We start from the raw sequence: 18,266 nt of genomic DNA, 5'->3' as shown, positions 1-18,266 counted from the left end.
CCCTCATCAATCTAACCTAGCAGACTATGGATGTGCCTGCCCGCAAATTATCGCCAATCAAAACCTCACCAACACCTGCCAAGACTGTCTTGACCGCTGATTCAATCTTTGGAATCATCCCACCTGTGATGACTCCTTTATCAATTTTTTCTTGAAAATCAGTGGATGACAAGTGATCAAGCACCGCACCATTTTCCAAAACTCCTTTGACATCTGTCATCAGCACCAATTTTTCAGCCCCAAGAGCAACGGCAATGGCTGTCGCTAGGTAATCCGCGTTGATATTGAGCATCTTACCATCCTTAGAAAAACCAATAGAAGCTAGAACTGGCAACATCTGATCTGCCAGCATTTGCTCCAAAATCTCTGACTCGATGTGCGGCACATTGCCCACATAACCATAAGTCGCCTTGTCCAAGAAATCTGCCTGTACCACTTTTGGCATATTTGACAAAAGTTGGACGCTATCTAGCGACGATTGGTTCAATTTTTTCACCAAATTGGCACCGACGATGTTCAACAGGGCATAGCTAACCAGTTTCATGTCTGATTGTCTGGTCACGCGCAAGCCATTTTTCTTGGTAATGGGCACGTGTTCTTCTTCCATGAGTTGGTTGATGGCAAAACCGCCACCGTGGACGATAACCACTTGCTTGTTTTCAGCCTTCCACTGCTTGATTTGCTGAATGAATTCTTGTGATAGGTGCTGACTGGAAACACCTCCGATTTTAATGACAATGACATGTTCCATAAACTTCCCCTTATGTCCGATACAAAGCGTTAATTTTCACATAATCATAGGATAAATCACAACCCCAAGCCTTTCCAGTTGCCTCACCCGAATGCAAATCCACCGTGATACAAATAACCTCTTCATGCATGATGTCTTGCATTTCCTCGGCATCAAAGGCCACAGGACCTGAGCCCAGCATGACTGGCACATCTCCTAAAGCAATATCAATGTTGTCAACAGGGACATCGACCCCCGCATAACCAAGCGCTGCTAAAATACGTCCCCAATTAGGATCCTCGCCGAAAATAGCCGTTTTCACAAGACTTGAGCCCACCACACTTTTAGCCATCATTCGTGCGTCAAAGGTGTTAGGAGCGTGTTTTACCACAACTTCAATGAGTTTGCTTGCGCCTTCACCGTCCTTGGCAATTTTCTTAGCAAGTTCTTGCATCACGTAGTGGAGCATGGCCGAGAACTTCTCAAATTCGGCTGTGTCAGGCAAGATTTCGTCATTGAGCGTACAGCCATTAGCCAAGACCAAGACCATATCATTGGTTGAGGTATCACCGTCCACTGTGATTTGATTGAACGTTGTTTCCACATTTTGACTAAGCGCTAACTGCAAGGTTTCACTGGAAATATTGGCATCACACGTGATAAAGGCTAGCATGGTTGCCATATTGGGATGAATCATACCCGAGCCCTTAGCCACACCTGCCATGGTGACTTCGTCACGCCCAAATTGTTCCGTCACGGCAACAGTTTTGACGACAGTATCCGTTGTTAGAATGGCTTTTGAAAAATCATCCGCATTGCCATTGACCACCAATTTAGACAATCCTGTTTTGAGCGTGTCCATTGGCAACAAATCACCGATGACACCTGTTGAAGCTACCCCCACCAAATCAGGCTCAACCCCCAATTTATTAGCTGTCCATTGCTGCATGGTGTAGGCATCTTCCATGCCTTGCACCCCCGTACAAGAATTGGCCACACCCGAATTGACCACGATGGCTTTCATTTTTTGAGCTTTTTTCACCGATTGACGCGTCACAATCAAAGGGGCTGCAATCACTTTATTGGTCGTGTAAACACCTGCCACACTGGCTGGGACTTCTGACACAATCCACCCAAAATCCATTTTTCTTTTCTTAAACCCTGCGTGCAAGCCATCTGCCGAAAAACCAAGCGGGCTTGCAATATTGCCTTCAATCACTTTCATCCTAATCACCTAAAGCTTTAACCACAAGCACAAAGCTTCCTTTTTAAAGCTCCTAACCCTTTCTTTCTATCATAAATAACTTGGCGACACCAATAAGCCTTCGGTTTCATCCCAACCCATCATGGCATTGAGATTTTGCACTGCCTGACCAGCCGCCCCTTTCATCAGATTGTCAATCACAGACACCACCGTTAAGACATTTGTCACCTCATTGTAGATAAAACCAATATCCGTAAAATTAGACCCAATCACATTATGCAATTCTGGTAAATCCTCTTGCACACGCACGAAAGGTTTGTCCTCGTAAGCCGCTTGATAGATGGCATCTAATGCCGCTTTGCTCAACGGTTTTTTCAACTTCACATAAGACGTCGCCATAATTCCACGATTAACAGGCAAGAGCGAGGTTGAAAATTGTATATACGGCACCTTAGGGTTGACCTCTTGCAGCATTTGCACAATTTCAGGAATATGCTGGTGGTGATTTAGCTTGTAAGTTACATAATTATCATGCACATTGACGAAATGGCTGGCTTCAGACAAGGCCTTCCCAGCACCTGTCAAACCACTTTTAGCATCAACAATAATCGCATCTTCCTCAATCACATCTGCCTTTAACAAGGGAAGCAAGGCCAGTTCTGTTGCCGTTGCATAGCAACCAGGATTTGAAACAAAACGTTTTCCCTTAAGGTCTGTCCACTCTGTCAAAGCGTAGGTAAATTGACTCAAAACAGCATCGCTTACTGGGGGTTTGTGATACCATTTTTCATAAACATCTGCAGGCAGACGATGGTCGCCAGACAAATCAATCACTGGAAAATCAGCTGCTACAAAAGGAGCTGCCAATTGACTAGCGATGCCGCTTGGAGTCGCAAAGAAAACCAAGTCAGAAACTGCCATGATAGCTTTCGCGTCAAAGGCTTCAATCACCAAATCACAAATCCCAGAAAGGTAAGGATAGATATCTGACAAGCGTCGGCTAATATCCTTGGTGGCATGAATCGAAGCAATCGTCACTTTTTTATGATTATTCAATATTTTAACCAATTCAAAACCACTGTATCCAGTGATACCAACAATCGACACTTTCATAATATACACCCCTTGAATAAATATGTGTCTATTTTATAGCATATTTATTCATAAGTCAAGTGCTTTTTTTGAATAAAAATAATAAGCAGTTGATTATAAAATCAACTGCTTATTAACGAGGGAAATAATCTGATTCCCTTTGTATCGTTACAAATGGGAATTCGTCTTTTCAAACAGATGTAATTTGCCGATGCGCTCAACAGCTTCGACCAAACGTTCGGGATCAACCAATAAACCGATTCTGACATAGCTGTCACCTTGTTTCCCAAAGGCTTTTCCTGGTGCGACAGCCACGTGGGCTTCATTTAAAAGCAAGTCAGCAAACTGCTCACTGTCATAACCTTCTGGCACAGGCATCCAAGCATAGAATGACCCTTTAGAATCAAAAGCGTGCCAACCAATCTTCTCAGCGGCTTGAACAAAGGCACGACGTCGTTCATCGTAAGTCTTATTTAAGTCTGCAACGGCATCTTTCGACCGTTCATCCAAAAGTGCCACCGCACCTGCATCTTGAATCGCTGGAAAGACGCTCACAAACAAGTGGTCTTGCAACAAGTTAAGCGCCTCAATCAACTGAGCATTGCCAGCCGCAAAAGCAAGCCTCCAGCCTGCCATATTAAAGGTTTTGGAGAAAGTGTATAGTTCAATGCCGACGTCCTTAGCTCCAGGTGTGGAAAGAAAGTTTGGGTTTTCATAACCTTCTGCTCCCAAGGCACCGTAAGCAAAATCGCTGATAACACCGACATCGTAGGCTTTAGCCCAAGCCACCAATTCTTCGTAAAAGGCTGCAGTTGCCACCGCACCCGTCGGATTATTGGGGTAATTGACATAAATAAACTTAGCCCGTTTTGCTACGTCCTCAGGAATAGCTGTTAAATCAGGCAAAAAGTGATTGGCTTTGGTCAATGGAAATGTCGCATAATCAATCTGCGCCAAGGCCACACTAGACAGGTAATCAGGGTAGCCAGGGTCAGGCAGTAGCAACAAATCCCCAGGATTCATCAAAGCCAAAGGAAATTCCACCAAACCGATTTTAGCACCACCAAGCACGCAAATCTCCTTTTCGCTATTAAGATCAACCTGATAATGTTCCCGATAAAATTGACTCACTGCCTCTTTAAAATGAGCATTCCCACGAAAAGATGAATATTTATGCGACACTGGATTTTTAGCCGAAGCAATCAAGGCATCTACAATGAAATCATAGGTCGGCTGGTCAGGATTGCCTTGTCCGAGATTGATAACATCATACCCTTCAGCCTGCTTGGCATTTACCTTGGCCACCAAATTGACGAAAAATTGTTTGGGTAAATCTTGTAAAATCTGTGATTGTGAAAATATCTGCACGCCTCCTTAATGATACAACTGGGGTTTTCGATCCGCAAAAACAGGTATTTGCCCGCGTACTTTTTCCACTTCTGACCAATCCAAACAAGTGGAAAAAACACCTTCTTGGTTATCTGGCACTTGTAAAATCACTTCTCCTAAAGGATTGATAACCAAGGAGTGTCCTGAAAAGCTATCCAAATCTCCTTTGCCAACCCGATTCACAGCGACAACAAAGGCCTGATTTTCAACCGCACGCGCCCGCAATAAGATTTCCCACTGCGCCACGCGTTCTGTCGGCCACTCAGCCACCACAAACAGAACTTTGGCACCACCAGACATGAGCGTCCGAATCCATTCTGGAAACCGAATGTCATAACAGATGACACTAGCCGCCTGAATGCCATCCAAAACAAAAGTACTTGGCTGGTGCCCTGCTTGCAAAAATTGATCCTCTCCCATCAGACCAAACAAATGAATTTTATCATAGTCCACAATGACCTGTCCCGTCCGATCAAAAACATAAGTCGTGTTAAAAAAGCTATCTTTTTTCTTGGTTGCTACCGAACCTGCCACGATATTTACATGGTGTTTCTTGGCAAAGGCCCGCAAAAGAGTTTTGGTCCTTTCACCATTGTCATCTGCCAAATCAGCAAGCTGGCTCAAAGCATAACCTGTGTTCCACATTTCAGGCAGAACAATCACATCAGGTTCATCCAGCACCGCTTTTTCCAATAATGCCAATACGGTTTTTGTATTTTGCTTAGGCTGTCCTTCACGAATAGCCATCTGAATAAGTGCTACTTTCATTGTATCCTCGATTCTATATGACAATAATCTTCTAAAATCTTAGTGCCTATTATAGCAACATCGCCTCACATCGTAAAATAGTTATTTCAAAAGCAATCGATAGTTAAAAACTATAACCAAAAAGGAGTTCCCAATTGGAACTCCTCATGATTATTTGGACTTTTCCTTTAATAGCCTGACAAAACTGCTCAATAAACTCCCTTCAGCTAGGATTGCAATAAGATAAACCATATTAAGATGTCCGCTTACCGCCTCTTTGATAGCCATATAGATCAAAATAAGCAAGGTCAAGCCGATAAAGGCAATAGCCATTTTTAAAAGTCTATTTTTGGGTGTCATCTACTTTAAAACAACTCCTTAATCTGCTAAGCTGCTGCCTAACTGATGCGGTTTGTTACACGTTTTCAGCAACTGCTGCAAGAAGGTCTGCAATCTTAGCAGCGTCAGAACCACCTGCCATAGCCATGTCTGGTTTACCACCACCACGACCAGAAACAATTGGTGCCAAAGCTTTAATCAAGTTACCCGCATGAACGTCTTTTGATTTGCTTGCCACAAGGACATTGACTTTTTCGCCAATAGCTGCGGCCAATACAAGCACGTCAGAGTAATCTTTTTGTTTCCAGTTGTCTGCAAAAGTACGAAGGGCACCAGCGTCAGAAACCGTTACTTGACTTGCAATGTAGCGAACGCCGTTAGCTTCTTTGACGTCTTTAAAGACATCACCAGCTTGGGCAGCTGCAGCTTTTTCTTTCAATTCTGCATTTTCTTTTTGCAATTGGTGCAATTGTTCTTGCAAGCTTGCTACTTTGTTAGTCACTTCTTTCAATTGAGGAACTTTCAAAGTTGCAGCAATAGCTTTAAGGTCTTCTTCTTCTTGACGGTAAGCTTCAAAGGCTTCTTGGCTAGTCACGGCAATAATACGACGTGTTCCTGAACCAATTCCTTCTTCTTTCACAATCTTGAAGATACCAATTTCAGAAGTGTTTGACACGTGTGTTCCACCGCAAAGCTCGATTGAGTAATCACCGATGGTTACCACACGAACATTTTTACCGTATTTTTCACCAAATAGAGCCATAGCACCCATTGATTTAGCCGTATCAATATCTGTTTCAATGGTTTTAACAGGAATAGCATTCCAAATTTGTTGGTTAACTTCTTCTTCGATACGACGCAATTCTTCAGGCGTTACGGCTTCAAAGTGAGTGAAGTCAAAACGCAAGAAGCTTTCTTCATTCAATGAACCTGCTTGGGTAGCATGGTCGCCGATGATATTGTGAAGGGCTGCGTGAAGCAAGTGAGTAGCTGTGTGGTTTTTAATCACACGGTGACGGCGTTTGCTGTCGATTTCAAGCGTGTAAGTTGTGCCAACAGACAAGCTTGCCAAAACATCAACCGTATGAAGAGGTTGACCGTTTGGTGCTTTTTGCACATCCGTCACACGCGCCACAATGTCGCCTTTATCATTTTTAATAACCCCGTGGTCAGCTACTTGTCCACCCATTTCAGCGTAGAACGGTGTTTGGTCAAAGACAAGAAGGGCTTGACCTTCAGAAACCGCTTCTGTACGTTCGTTGTCCGCAATGATAACAGACAAGCTCGCATCAAGCACTTCGTCTTCATAGCTAAAGACAGAAGGTTCTGTAATGCTTGAAAGGGTTTCGTTTTGCATAGCCATTGAACCACCTTTAACCACGCTAGCACGAGCACGTTCTTGTTGTTCTTTCATGGCAGCTTCAAAACCAGCATGGTCAATCTTGAAACCTTGGTCCTCTGCCAATTCTTCTGTCAATTCAACTGGGAAACCGTAAGTATCATACAATTTGAAGATGTCTTTTCCGTCAACGGTATCTTTGCCTTCTGCTTTCAATTCAGCCAACAATTCATCTAGCATATTTGAACCAGCATCAATGGTACGAGCAAAGGTTTCTTCTTCGCGTTTAACGATTTTTTCAATGAAATCTTGTTTTTCAAGGATTTCTGGGTAATAAGATTCCATGATTTGACCAACGGTTGGAACCAATTGGTACAAGAATGGTTTGTTGATGCCCAAGCGACGACCATGCATAACAGCACGACGAAGCAAGCGACGAAGCACGTAACCACGGCCTTCGTTACCAGGAAGAGCACCATCACCGATGGCAAATGAAAGCGAACGGATATGGTCAGCAATGACTTTGAAGCTCATGTTGTCGCCATCTGGATCGTAGGTTTTACCAGATAATTTTTCAATGTCACGAATGATTGGCATAAAGAGGTCTGTTTCAAAGTTTGTTTTAGCCCCTTGCATAACTGCAACCAAACGTTCCAAACCAGCACCCGTATCAATGTTTTTATGTGGCAATTCCTTGTATTCTGAACGCGGAACAGCAGGATCAGCGTTGAATTGTGACAAAACGATGTTCCAAATTTCGATGTAGCGGTCGTTTTCAATGTCTTCAGCCAATAATTTGATACCAAGGTGGTCAGGGTCAAAGTCTTCCCCACGGTCAAAGAAGATTTCGGTATCTGGTCCTGAAGGTCCAGCACCAATCTCCCAGAAGTTATCTTCAATTGGAATCAAGTGACTTGGCTCAACACCAAGAGAAATCCAACGATTGTAAGTGTCTTTATCATCTGGGTAGTAAGTCATGTAAAGTTTGTCTTGTGGGAAATCAAACCACTCAGGACTTGTCAACAATTCAAATCCCCAAGTGATGGCTTCATCACGGAAGTAATCCCCCACAGAGAAATTCCCCAACATTTCAAACATCGTATGGTGACGGGCTGTCTTACCAACATTTTCAATATCATTTGTACGAATAGCTTTTTGGGCATTGGTAATACGTGGGTTTTCTGGGACAACTGTACCGTCAAAGTATTTTTTCAGTGTTGCCACACCTGAGTTAATCCATAACAAGGTTGGGTCATTAACAGGAACCAAGTTAGCTGATGGTTCTACTGAGTGACCTTTTGATTTCCAAAAATCCAACCACATTTGACGCACTTGTGCACTAGTTAATTGTTTCATTACGTGTATCCTTTATCTCTATTTGATGGCATGTGACGTTTGCACATGCTCACAAAAAAACGACAAGCCATATCCAGAGGGCGACACTAGCCGCGGTACCACCTCTATTCAATGAACTTGTCATTCTTCATTTACGTTTTTAATTGTTTAGTAGGCTATCTCAAGACAATTCAGACTTGATAACCTAACGGCAATCGAGTAGCACGATTTACCCTCTTCCATGGTTCGCAGCAGCCACCACTTTTCTGTATCCGAAAGATAAAACGATTCTCAATCCCCTTAATTGTACTGTAATTTTAACGTCTGGTCAAGTTTGTTACTCATTAGAGCTTGACTCAGTTGTTGACGCTTCTTCGCTTGCTGATGTTGCTTCAGATGAACTTGATTCAGATTCAGATGAGCTAGACTCTGAAGAACTGTCTGATGAGCTTGATGATTTAGAAGAGCTTGATGATGAGCTTGTAGCATATTGTGATAAGATGCTTGCAAAGCTGTTGTCTTTAATCTTAACGTTAGCTTTTTCAAGTGTATCTGCAATCACTTGGTTTTGGAAGTTTGTATCATTTTGGTATTGTGCCATAATGATTTTCTTCAACTCTTTCTTATAAGTCTTCCAGTTTGAATCCTTTTCTGTTTTCTTAGTTGTTTTAACGATGTAGTATTTGTATGAATAAGTTGAGGTATCCATAACTTTAATTACATCAGAAACAGAACCTTCGTCTTGGTTAAAGGCAGCTTCCATAACGCTTTCTGGCAAATCAGTGCTTGCTGAATTGAATGTGTATTCTGTTTTCTTCGCAGTTGTGTTATCTTTTGCGATAGTATCAAAATCAGCACCGTCAGCTGTTGCTTGGTCATGAACAGAATTAGCTTTTTCTTCATCATCCAAAGCAATCACAACAGCTGTTGTGTCTGGTTGGTAGTCTTTGTAAGCTTCTTCGTAGTTTTTAGTAGTCAATTCTTTCTTAGCCGCTTGTTTAACAGCATATTCCACAAGCATTGATGTGCGGATTTGTTGTTTGTAAGTGTCGGCAGTCAAACCAGCATTAGCCAATGCACTGGAGAATGATGAACCGTATGACTCTGCTGTTTTGTCGTAAGCTTTATCCACATCTTCACTTGATACTTTATCACCGTATTGTTCTTCGAACACGCGTGACAAAATCAAGTTCAACATAGTTTGTTTTGAAGACGAGCTATCTTTTGCAGCATTGTAAAAATCAGATACAGTAATAGTATCGCCTTTCATAGTAACCAATGCTTTATTTTCTGAGTTATTATTTGTTGCAAGGTAAGTAAGACCAGCACCGATTAACGCTGACGCTACCGCAATTGAAATCCCTTTGAAAGCTGTGCTTTGAATCACTTTCTTGAACCCTGAATTTTCATTATTAGCCATTACTAAACTCCTTAATTTGTCGTTAACTCTATCAGTATATCATAATATCTTAAATCTTGCTTAATCTATAGCGTGACATCTTCTGCATTTTTGCGAATCATCAACAAGCCATCGCTCAGTGGGACAAGCGTAGCCGTCAAATCTGGATTGTCCAATGTCGCGTCAAACAAACGCTGCAAGCCGCGGTAAATAGTACGTTGTCCACGGCGAACCTCTTCAATTGGCTTGACAATGTCACCGCCTTGGAACACATCATCAAAGACAACAACCCCACCGACTTTCAAGTGTTCCAAAACTTCTGGTAAAAAGACAATGTATTTTGACTTGGCAGAATCCATAAAGACAAAGTCAAATTCTCCCTCAATGCTTGACAAGGTATCTACGGCATCGCCCTCAACCAAGGTGATTTGATGACGTGTGTCGTATTTGGCAAAATTGTCCTTAGCAAAGGCAATCATCTCAGGATTACGGTCCAATGTCGTAATCTTAGCGCCTGGCGCATTTTCAGCCATCAAAAGCGTTGAAAAACCGATAGCCGTTCCGATTTCCAAAATATTTTTGGGCTGCAAGGTCTGCATCAAAAAACGGAAATAAGCCACAACTTCGTGCTGAATAATAGGAATATTTTCGCGATGTGCAAAATCGGCCAGTTCTGCGAGATAGCCCTCATTTGGCTTTTGTTGATTACGCATATAACGCACAACGTCCTCTTTCACCACAGGACGGCGCATATTGTGATTTGCTGTTTTTGAATATGATTTAACCATAACTGTTATTATATAGCAAAACGCGGCCGATGTGAATAGATTTACCTCGATTTTTATACTTCAAACAAACGAATAATATCTGATAAATCCTCGATATGCTGGTTATTGGCTGAAAACGGTTGCCCAAGGTTAAGAGATGGAATACCTGCGTTTTCTGCAGCCTCAACGTCTAAACGACGGTCGCCAACATAATAAGTTCTTGCCTTATCCAAATGGTACTTGTCTATCACATAATCAATGACTTCTGGACTAGGTTTTCTAGCAAAGCCATTGGCAGAAGTCACCACTTCGATGATGTATTGACGGACCCCAAAACGTTCCAAGACATCATTTACCGTAATGCCCTTATGCGTATAGACAAAATGGTTGATTCCTTTTGCCTTAGTAGCAGCCAAAACCTCCACCAAATGTGGTATAGATTTAATCTTATCGTCACGCGCCTCCTGCTCTTTTTTGAAAAAAGCTGACAAGGCCGCAAAATCCAGATGGTGCTCTTTGGCCACTTGATAGAGCAGGGCCTTGACGGATTCTTTGATGATAAATGCCATCACCCATTCTTCATTAAAATCCAAGCCATAATGGGCATAAGTCGCCTGCAAAGCTTCACCAATTGCCTCGTAAGAATCCACCAAGGTGCCGTCAAAATCCCAAATCAATGCTGTCACGTTCATTCCCCAATCTCTTCACAAATTGCTTTTATTATAACACAAAACGAGGTTAGCCTAAGCCAACCTCATAACTCTTTTTAGAGATGTGCCCCTTTTTCAACCAAGGCTTCCAATTCATTCAAACGTTCTTCAAAAATCTTGAAGGCAGCATCAAGGTAATCACGACTGGTCATGTCCACACCTGCTTTAGCAATCACATTCAGTGGATAATCAGAACTACCTTCCTTGAGATAGTCAAGATAACGGTCAATGTCTGCCTGAGTGCCATGCACAACTTTATCTGCTAAATAGCTTGCTGCCGCAAAACCTGTTGCGTATTGGTAAACGTAGTAATTGTAGTAAAAATGCGGAATCCGTGCCCATTCGTATTGGATTTCAGGATTGTCCTCTTTGCTAAGGCCATAGTATTTCTCGTTTAATTCCGCATAGAGTTGGTTGAGGTAGTCACTTGTCAAGACGTCACCTGCTTGATCTGCCTTATGAATGCTGTCCTCAAATTCAGCGAACTGCGTTTGACGGAAAATAGTGCCCTTAAAACCATCCAAATAATGATTCAAAATGGCAAAACGTGCCTTGTCGTCTGTCACTTCTTTTAACAAGGTTTCTGTCAGGATATTTTCATTGGTTGTTGATGCAATTTCCGCCAAGAAAATGCTGTAATCCCCATAAACATAAGGTTGGTTTTCGCGTGTGAAAGTCGAATGTAAACTGTGCCCTGTTTCGTGAACGAGGGTAAAGAGATTGTCCAAGGTGTCTTGCCAGTTCAAAAGCATGAAGGCATTGGTGTCATAAGACCCACCTGAATAAGCCCCTGAGCATTTGCCTTTATTAACATGCACATCAATCCAACGTTCCGTGAAGGCACGGTGTACACGCGCAGCGTAATCTTCACCAAAAACAGCCAAAACCTCCTCAGCCTTCTTCAAAGCCTCCTCATAAGTAAAACTCATGTCCATTTCAGAAAGAGGCGTATGCAAGTCATACATTTTCAAATCATCTAATTTGAGGATTTTTTTGCGCAAGGCGACATAACGGTGTAACAGTGGCAAGTAATCATTGACCGTTTCCACCAAGGTATCATATACCGATTCTGGAATATCATTAGCCGCAAGAGCTGCCTCACGAGCTGATTGGAAATGGTGAACGCGTGCATCATAGTTGTGCACTTTGACATTGGTCTGCAAGGTTTTCGCGTAAGTGTGCTGGAATTGTTCGTAGGTTGCATACATGGCTTGGTAAGCTTCTTTGCGAACTTCACGATTTTTAGACTCCAACAAACTGATAAAATTGCCGTGGGTCAACTGCACTTGATTGCCTTCATCATCTGAAACGATAGGGAAAACCATATCGGCATTATCCAAAATACCAAAGGTTTCACCCGCAGCCCCAAAAATTTCTTGAGCGCCAGCCAACAATTCCTCCTCAGCTTGTGATAGGACGTGTGGTTGACGTTTAAACAATTGCTCGAAGAAATGCGCGTAAGCTGATAAGGCTGGCGTTTCTGCCACAAAATCCGCAAAAGTTGCCTGCGACAACTGCAACAACTCAGGCTCATAAAAGGCAAAAACTTCGCTAAATTTGGCATAAAGGGCTGTGGCTTTAGCTTGGTATTCTTGGTATTTTGCAACTGTTGTGTCTTGGTCATTTTTCATTGACGCATACACATAAACCTTCTCCAAACGGCGCGACAAGTCCAAATATTGCTCCGTGATGCTTAGCAAATTTTGGCTAGATTCAACCAAGTGTCCCTTACATTTTTTGGCTTCATCCAAGTCTGACGCGATAGCTGCCAATTCTCGCTCCCAAGCTTCATCAGTCGCAAACACGGTACGCAAATCCCATTGGTATTTTTCATCAATATGACGACGATTATCTGACATCTTATTCTCCTTTTTGCTCTTTACCTACCATTTTATCATAATAGGCTGGTGGATAAAGCCATTGACGTTCTTTTTCCGACTGATTTTGGTAATAACGGCTAAATTGCTCATAAAAGACGGATAAATCCTGCCTAATCTGGCAAAAACCTTCTTTCGCTGTTAAGGGGCGAACCTGGGGGTAATAAGCAGACAAGGGCAGGCTCAACAAATTAGTTCCTTTCAAATAGGCCTGTTCCTGCCTTTGCAGCCATTTGCTCTGACGCGCCAGCAATTGCCTTTGAATATAGGTCAGCAACTGCGGGTCTTGCTCGACGCTGTAACAAGATAAGGCTTGTCTTTGGTAGGGCAAACGTAAAAAAGCCATCACATCATCTGAAAACGCACATGTCCTAGTCTTATAATGCAACTTGCCATGCCAATCTTCATAAATCAAATAGTGCAACCGAATAACTTCCTGTGTGGCATCCAGCTCCCACAAATGAAACCCCATGTTTTGTGAAAAATACAAAAAGTGCCGCTGCAAAGAAGACAAGCGTTCACCCAACCACAACTTTTTACCCAAGAGCCAAAGCACTTGAAAACCGTGCTCTTGATAAGCCCGCGTGCGATCAAACAAACGCTTCTGCGACAAGCGAGAACATTGCACTTCCAAGGCCAAATGACCATTAACCATGACATCTGCTACTTGTTGTAACTCTGGTAGAACTTGCTCTACCACGACGTCATCTGTTCGCGTAATAGCACGGTAGAGAGCTGCTTTCAACTGCAGGTGTTCGCTACTTTCATTTTCATGGTAAAAGTCGCATTGCTCCAAAGACACATGGGCAAAATGCGGGCGCAAAACCATGCCATTTTTCAAATGCAAAGCAGCATAACAGGCAGGGCACCTAAAGGCTTGTTTATCTGGAATGCCGTCCAATACCGACACCAATTGCCCCTTTTCATCGAGTGCTGATAACATAAACACACCTCCTACCGCTTTATTCGAAAAAATCCTGAAAACCATTGGAGGCTAATCCAAATAGGTTTTCAAGATTTCTTTTTCTGATACTGTCAATTCACGGTAGCGACCCTTGGGCAAATCACCTAATTGAAAATCGCCAAAAGTTAGGCGTTTCAGGTAAATCACCTTCACACCGTAAGCCAAAAACATCTTTTTAATTTGGTGAAATTTACCTTCGGAAATGGTAATGTAGGCCGAACTTTTATCTGAACTCGTCATGATCAGTTCAAGCCTAGCAGGCTTACAAACCGTACCGTCCGCAAAAGTTACCCTATTTGCAAAAAAGTCAGGAGCATCCTCCGCCAATAGGGCATTCACTTCAACATAATAAGTCTTTGTAACATGATGCTTGGGGTGCAGGAGGCGATAGCCCAAGGGACCATTATTGGTTATCAAGAGAAGGCCTTCTGTGTCGCGGTCCAAACGCCCAACAGGATAAAGCCCAGAAACGCGGTCCCCTTGCTTTATCAAATCAATTACCGTCTGATGTTCCTTATCCGACACCGCAGAAACGACTCCTGTTGGCTTATGAAGGAGAAAATACTTCTCAGATGACGCGGTCACGGATTTACCTGATACCGTAATGGCTTGTAGACTTGGTTCGACATTGAGATTATCCGACTCAGCCAAACGCCCGTCCACATAAACCTGACGGCTACGGATCAATTTTTTCACCTGATTTCGCGAGCCAAAGCCCGCCTGTCCTAATAATTTATCTAAACGCATAGGACTATTGTACCATGACTCAGGCAAGATCTTGCCAAAAATAAACTTAATCCAATGCGCTGGCAGCAGCTTCGTCCACAATAACCACTACGTTAGGGTGTTTTTGAAGAACGCTGGCTGGTAAGTCTTCTGTCACAGGTCCTTCGATCATTTGTTTAATAGCATCAGCTTTGCCTTGACCATAAGCCATTAAGACAATCATTTTAGATTGCATGATGGATTGAATTCCCATTGAAATGGCTTGTTTTGGCACATCGTCAATGCTATCAAAGAAACGGCTATTTGCTTTAATTGTATCTTCTGTCAAATTAACAACATGTGTTGTCACATCAAATGACGTTCCAGGTTCATTAAAACCAATATGCCCATTGTGACCAATCCCTAAAATTTGAAAATCGATAGGGTGTTCTGCAATCACTTGATCATAACGACGTGTTTCTTCTTGTAAATCACTTGCCAACCCGTTTGGAAGGAAACTTTCTTTAAAGGATTTGGCCCGGAAAAGATTTTCCTGCATGAAGTAATGGTAACTTTGGTCATTATCAGCTGCCAAGCCCACATACTCATCCAAATTGACACTGGTCATGTCTGAAAAATCAAGATCACTCTTTCTGATCTCATCGTAAAAAGCAAGTGGCGTGCTACCTGTTGCCAAGCCCAATGTCTTAGCACCTTTAGCCATTTCATCTTTTAAGAGTGAGAATGCCACTTGGCCGCCTTCTATTTGATTTTGTACACGAATGATTTTCATTGTAACGCCTCCTTGTTTGGTATAGACCGTTTATCTATTTTTATTATATGGTATATACCAATCTTTGTCAAGAAAATTTTTGAAACAAAAAAAGTCTGAGAGCCAAACTCTCAAACTTCGATATTTTCTTTTTAAAATCTAGATAGTACCTGCGATATGACCAAGCACTTCTCCGACATAGTAAGCAAAAAGCGCTGCCACCAGACCGATAAACAAGGTTCTGAAGATTTCTTTTGCCTTGTTTTCACCTGTAATTAAGCCTTTAACCAAACCTAACAAAAAGAGGGCAAAAGATACAAACAAGCAGGCCAACAAGAAGGTATGGGCTTTAAAGACCGTCGATACTCCCATGAAAATGTAAGATAATAAAGGAATCAATCCAAAAATGATGAAAGAAGCAAAGGTCGCTAAGGCATTCTTGATAGACTTATCTTTGATGTTAGACTCTTCTGTTGTCGAACTCAAATAATCCCCAGCTGCCATAGAGAAACCATCTGCCAAGAGATTAGAAAAACCTAAAATCAAGATAGATTCAACTCCTAAGTTACCCCCGACAGCACCAGCTACTACGGCAAACGTGGTTACAATCCCATCCATCCCACCATAGACAATCGACTTCGCATAATTCTTAATAGCCAATTTCATCACCTTCCCCGTGTTTATGGTACGATGACTGCTTACATCAAGTCCCTTACCATAAAAAATATTTATAATAATTCTAAATAAACTTCGCTTTTATTATAGCACTTTTTTAGAATGGTTACAATAAAAGAGAGATATTCTCTTTTTTATAGCTAGTATAGAGAAGTGTGAGATGACGGCAAGGCATTTGCGTGTTATAATGTAGAATTGATAAACTATAAGAATTAAGGATAATAACATGAACATCAAAGATTTTGATTTTGATTTGCCTGAGGAATTGATTGCACAAACCCCTCTTGAAAAACGTGATAGCTCTAAATTGTTGGTTATTGACCGTAAAACCCATGACATGGTGGACACGCATTTTGACCACATTTTGGACGAATTGAACCCTGGCGATGCCCTCGTGATGAACAACACACGTGTTTTGCCTGCTCGCTTGTACGGTGAAAAACCTGACACGCACGGTCACGTGGAATTATTGCTTTTGAAAAATACACAAGGCGACCAGTGGGAAGTGCTGGCTAAACCTGCCAAACGCTTGCGCGTGGGGGCTAAAGTGTCCTTTGGTGATGGGCGTTTGACTGCTACGGTCAAGGAAGAGTTGGACCATGGCGGACGCATTGTAGAATTTGACTACGATGGGATTTTCCTTGAAGTGCTCGAAAGTCTTGGTGAAATGCCCTTGCCACCTTATATCCATGAAAAGCTAGATGACCCTGAGCGCTACCAAACTGTCTATGCTAAGGAAAATGGCTCTGCAGCTGCACCAACAGCTGGACTGCATTTTACGCAAGATTTGTTGGAAAAAATTGAGGCCAAAGGCGTCAAATTGGTTTACCTAACGCTCCACGTTGGTTTGGGAACTTTCCGCCCTGTTTCTGTGGATAATATTGACGAACACGAAATGCATTCTGAATTTTACACCCTTTCTGAAGAAGCCGCTCAAACCTTGCGCGACGTCAAGGCTGCTGGCGGTCGCGTGGTAGCCGTCGGAACAACTTCTATCCGCACCCTTGAAACCATCGGTTCCAAATTTAACGGTGAGATTAAAGCAGATAGCGGTTGGACCAACATTTTCATCAAACCTGGTTATGACTTTAAGGTTGTTGATGCCTTTTCAACCAACTTCCACTTGCCAAAATCAACCCTCGTAATGCTCGTATCTGCCTTTGCAGGACGTGAATTTGTGCTTGAAGCCTATCAACACGCCATTGACCAACACTACCGTTTCTTTAGTTTTGGCGATGCCATGTTCGTGAAATAACAAGAAAAAACTCCTTATCCACAAGCACAAAGCTTGGTGGGTAGGGAGTTTTTGTGTGGGGTGAGTATTATGCTATTGTCTTAATCCTCTGCCATGTTGGTGTAAACGTCTTGAACATCGTCATCGTCTTCTAATTTATCAACGAGTTTTTCCAAGATAGCTGCTTGTTCTTCATCAAGACTGACATAGTTTTGCGGAATCATGCTCAATTGGGCGTGGGCAAAGGTAAGGTTTTGAGCTTGCAAGGCTTCTTTCACTTCAGGAAAAGCTTTGGGTTCTGTCAAAATTTCAAACACGTCATTTGTTGTTTTCAGATCATCAGCCCCAGCTTCTAAAATCATTCCCAGCATATCATCTTCACTGAGATCTAAGCCTTCACGTTCGATCACCAAATACCCCTTGCGGTCAAACATATAAGCCACTGAACCTGTTGAGCCCATATTACCTCCATTGCGGGTAAAAATAGTATGTAGGTTGGCATCCGTACGTTTTTTGTTGTCTGTTAACGTGTGTACTAAAATCGCTACACCGCCAGGACCATAGCCCTCATAAGTAATCTCGTCATAGTTTGTTGTGTCCCCAACATCAGTTGCCTTTTTAATGGCACGATTGATGTTATCTTTTGGCATATTCGCCGCACGCGCCTTGTCTAATACCATGCGAAGGCTGGCATTCATGGCTGGATCGCCCCCACCAGCTTTAGCTGCTACAAAAATTTCACGGGACAATTTATTAAAAACAGCCCCTCGTTTAGCATCTGCTTCGCCTTTTTTGTTTTTGATTTTGCTCCATTTGTTATGTCCAGACATACAAAATCCTCCTTACGTCTGTGTATTATATCACAAATTCCACGAACATAAAAAACAAAGCCACATCAGCATAACCTGACATGGCTTTTTCGGCTCTATAATTTCTGTAGTGGATAACACCCAGTCAGAAGTTATGGAGCCTTTTCGTGCATAGAAAA

At 42.4% G+C, this 18,266-nt stretch carries 17 protein-coding genes; 1 reads left to right on the top strand and 16 read right to left on the bottom strand.

Going from position 1 to position 18,266, the window contains the following annotated elements; translation table 11 throughout:
• Nucleotides 1-16: 16 nt before the first annotated feature.
• From argB to ACFORE_RS00590, 15 genes are all read right to left on the bottom strand, one after another.
• The gene (gene argB / locus ACFORE_RS00660; RefSeq protein WP_380434897.1) at nt 17-751 is read right to left on the bottom strand and encodes an acetylglutamate kinase; all 735 of its coding nucleotides are present in this window, start codon (nt 749-751) and stop codon (nt 17-19) included.
• A 10-nt stretch (nt 752-761) separates the two neighbouring features.
• Nucleotides 762-1,955, bottom strand: a complete 1,194-nt coding sequence (gene argJ / locus ACFORE_RS00655) for a bifunctional ornithine acetyltransferase/N-acetylglutamate synthase (protein WP_154454405.1) — start codon at nt 1,953-1,955, stop codon at nt 762-764.
• A gap of 69 nt (nt 1,956-2,024) precedes the next feature.
• A complete protein-coding gene (argC, locus tag ACFORE_RS00650; protein ID WP_264879542.1) occupies nt 2,025-3,047 on the bottom strand; it encodes an N-acetyl-gamma-glutamyl-phosphate reductase in 1,023 nt (340 codons plus the stop codon).
• A gap of 147 nt (nt 3,048-3,194) precedes the next feature.
• On the bottom strand, nt 3,195-4,388 hold the full coding sequence (locus tag ACFORE_RS00645) for a pyridoxal phosphate-dependent aminotransferase (protein ID WP_204984744.1): 1,194 nt from the start codon (nt 4,386-4,388) through the stop codon (nt 3,195-3,197).
• Between the two features lie 12 nt (nt 4,389-4,400).
• Nucleotides 4,401-5,183: a carbon-nitrogen family hydrolase gene (locus ACFORE_RS00640; protein WP_235280805.1), complete on the bottom strand. Its 783-nt coding sequence runs from the start codon at nt 5,181-5,183 to the stop codon at nt 4,401-4,403.
• A gap of 150 nt (nt 5,184-5,333) precedes the next feature.
• A complete protein-coding gene (locus ACFORE_RS00635; RefSeq protein ID WP_154454408.1) occupies nt 5,334-5,522 on the bottom strand; it encodes a peptidase in 189 nt (62 codons plus the stop codon).
• Between the two features lie 55 nt (nt 5,523-5,577).
• Entirely contained in the window at nt 5,578-8,196 is a 2,619-nt protein-coding gene (gene alaS / locus ACFORE_RS00630; protein WP_235280806.1) for an alanine--tRNA ligase, read from the bottom strand.
• A gap of 316 nt (nt 8,197-8,512) precedes the next feature.
• Nucleotides 8,513-9,595: a peptidyl-prolyl cis-trans isomerase gene (locus tag ACFORE_RS00625; RefSeq protein WP_380434896.1), complete on the bottom strand. Its 1,083-nt coding sequence runs from the start codon at nt 9,593-9,595 to the stop codon at nt 8,513-8,515.
• Nucleotides 9,596-9,660: 65 nt separating this feature from the next.
• Nucleotides 9,661-10,362 (bottom strand): O-methyltransferase, encoded by a 702-nt coding sequence (locus ACFORE_RS00620; RefSeq protein ID WP_154454411.1) that lies wholly within the window; start codon nt 10,360-10,362, stop codon nt 9,661-9,663.
• 53 nt (nt 10,363-10,415) lie between these two features.
• Entirely contained in the window at nt 10,416-11,027 is a 612-nt protein-coding gene (locus ACFORE_RS00615) for an HAD-IA family hydrolase (RefSeq protein ID WP_235280810.1), read from the bottom strand.
• Between the two features lie 80 nt (nt 11,028-11,107).
• A complete protein-coding gene (gene pepF, locus ACFORE_RS00610; protein WP_235280807.1) occupies nt 11,108-12,910 on the bottom strand; it encodes an oligoendopeptidase F in 1,803 nt (600 codons plus the stop codon).
• A gap of 1 nt (nt 12,911) precedes the next feature.
• Complete coding sequence (locus tag ACFORE_RS00605) at nt 12,912-13,871, bottom strand: competence protein CoiA (RefSeq protein ID WP_204984749.1); 960 nt, start codon at nt 13,869-13,871, stop codon at nt 12,912-12,914.
• A gap of 51 nt (nt 13,872-13,922) precedes the next feature.
• On the bottom strand, nt 13,923-14,639 hold the full coding sequence (locus ACFORE_RS00600; RefSeq protein WP_154454414.1) for a pseudouridine synthase: 717 nt from the start codon (nt 14,637-14,639) through the stop codon (nt 13,923-13,925).
• Nucleotides 14,640-14,685: 46 nt separating this feature from the next.
• Nucleotides 14,686-15,390, bottom strand: a complete 705-nt coding sequence (gene nagB, locus ACFORE_RS00595) for a glucosamine-6-phosphate deaminase (protein WP_154454415.1) — start codon at nt 15,388-15,390, stop codon at nt 14,686-14,688.
• A 138-nt stretch (nt 15,391-15,528) separates the two neighbouring features.
• Complete coding sequence (locus tag ACFORE_RS00590; protein WP_154454416.1) at nt 15,529-16,029, bottom strand: VIT1/CCC1 transporter family protein; 501 nt, start codon at nt 16,027-16,029, stop codon at nt 15,529-15,531.
• Between the two features lie 241 nt (nt 16,030-16,270).
• On the opposite strand from ACFORE_RS00590, the gene queA reads away from it, so the two are divergent.
• Entirely contained in the window at nt 16,271-17,299 is a 1,029-nt protein-coding gene (queA, locus tag ACFORE_RS00585; protein ID WP_168261001.1) for a tRNA preQ1(34) S-adenosylmethionine ribosyltransferase-isomerase QueA, read from the top strand.
• Between the two features lie 80 nt (nt 17,300-17,379).
• Here the strand turns inward: queA and ACFORE_RS00580 are convergent, their stop codons facing one another.
• Complete coding sequence (locus ACFORE_RS00580) at nt 17,380-18,108, bottom strand: YebC/PmpR family DNA-binding transcriptional regulator (RefSeq protein WP_235280809.1); 729 nt, start codon at nt 18,106-18,108, stop codon at nt 17,380-17,382.
• Nucleotides 18,109-18,266: the final 158 nt, after the last annotated feature.

This window comes from Streptococcus alactolyticus (assembly GCF_042649785.1).
GTDB classification, from domain to species: domain Bacteria; phylum Bacillota; class Bacilli; order Lactobacillales; family Streptococcaceae; genus Streptococcus; species Streptococcus alactolyticus.
This window is presented reverse-complemented; position numbering and strand designations above follow the sequence as displayed.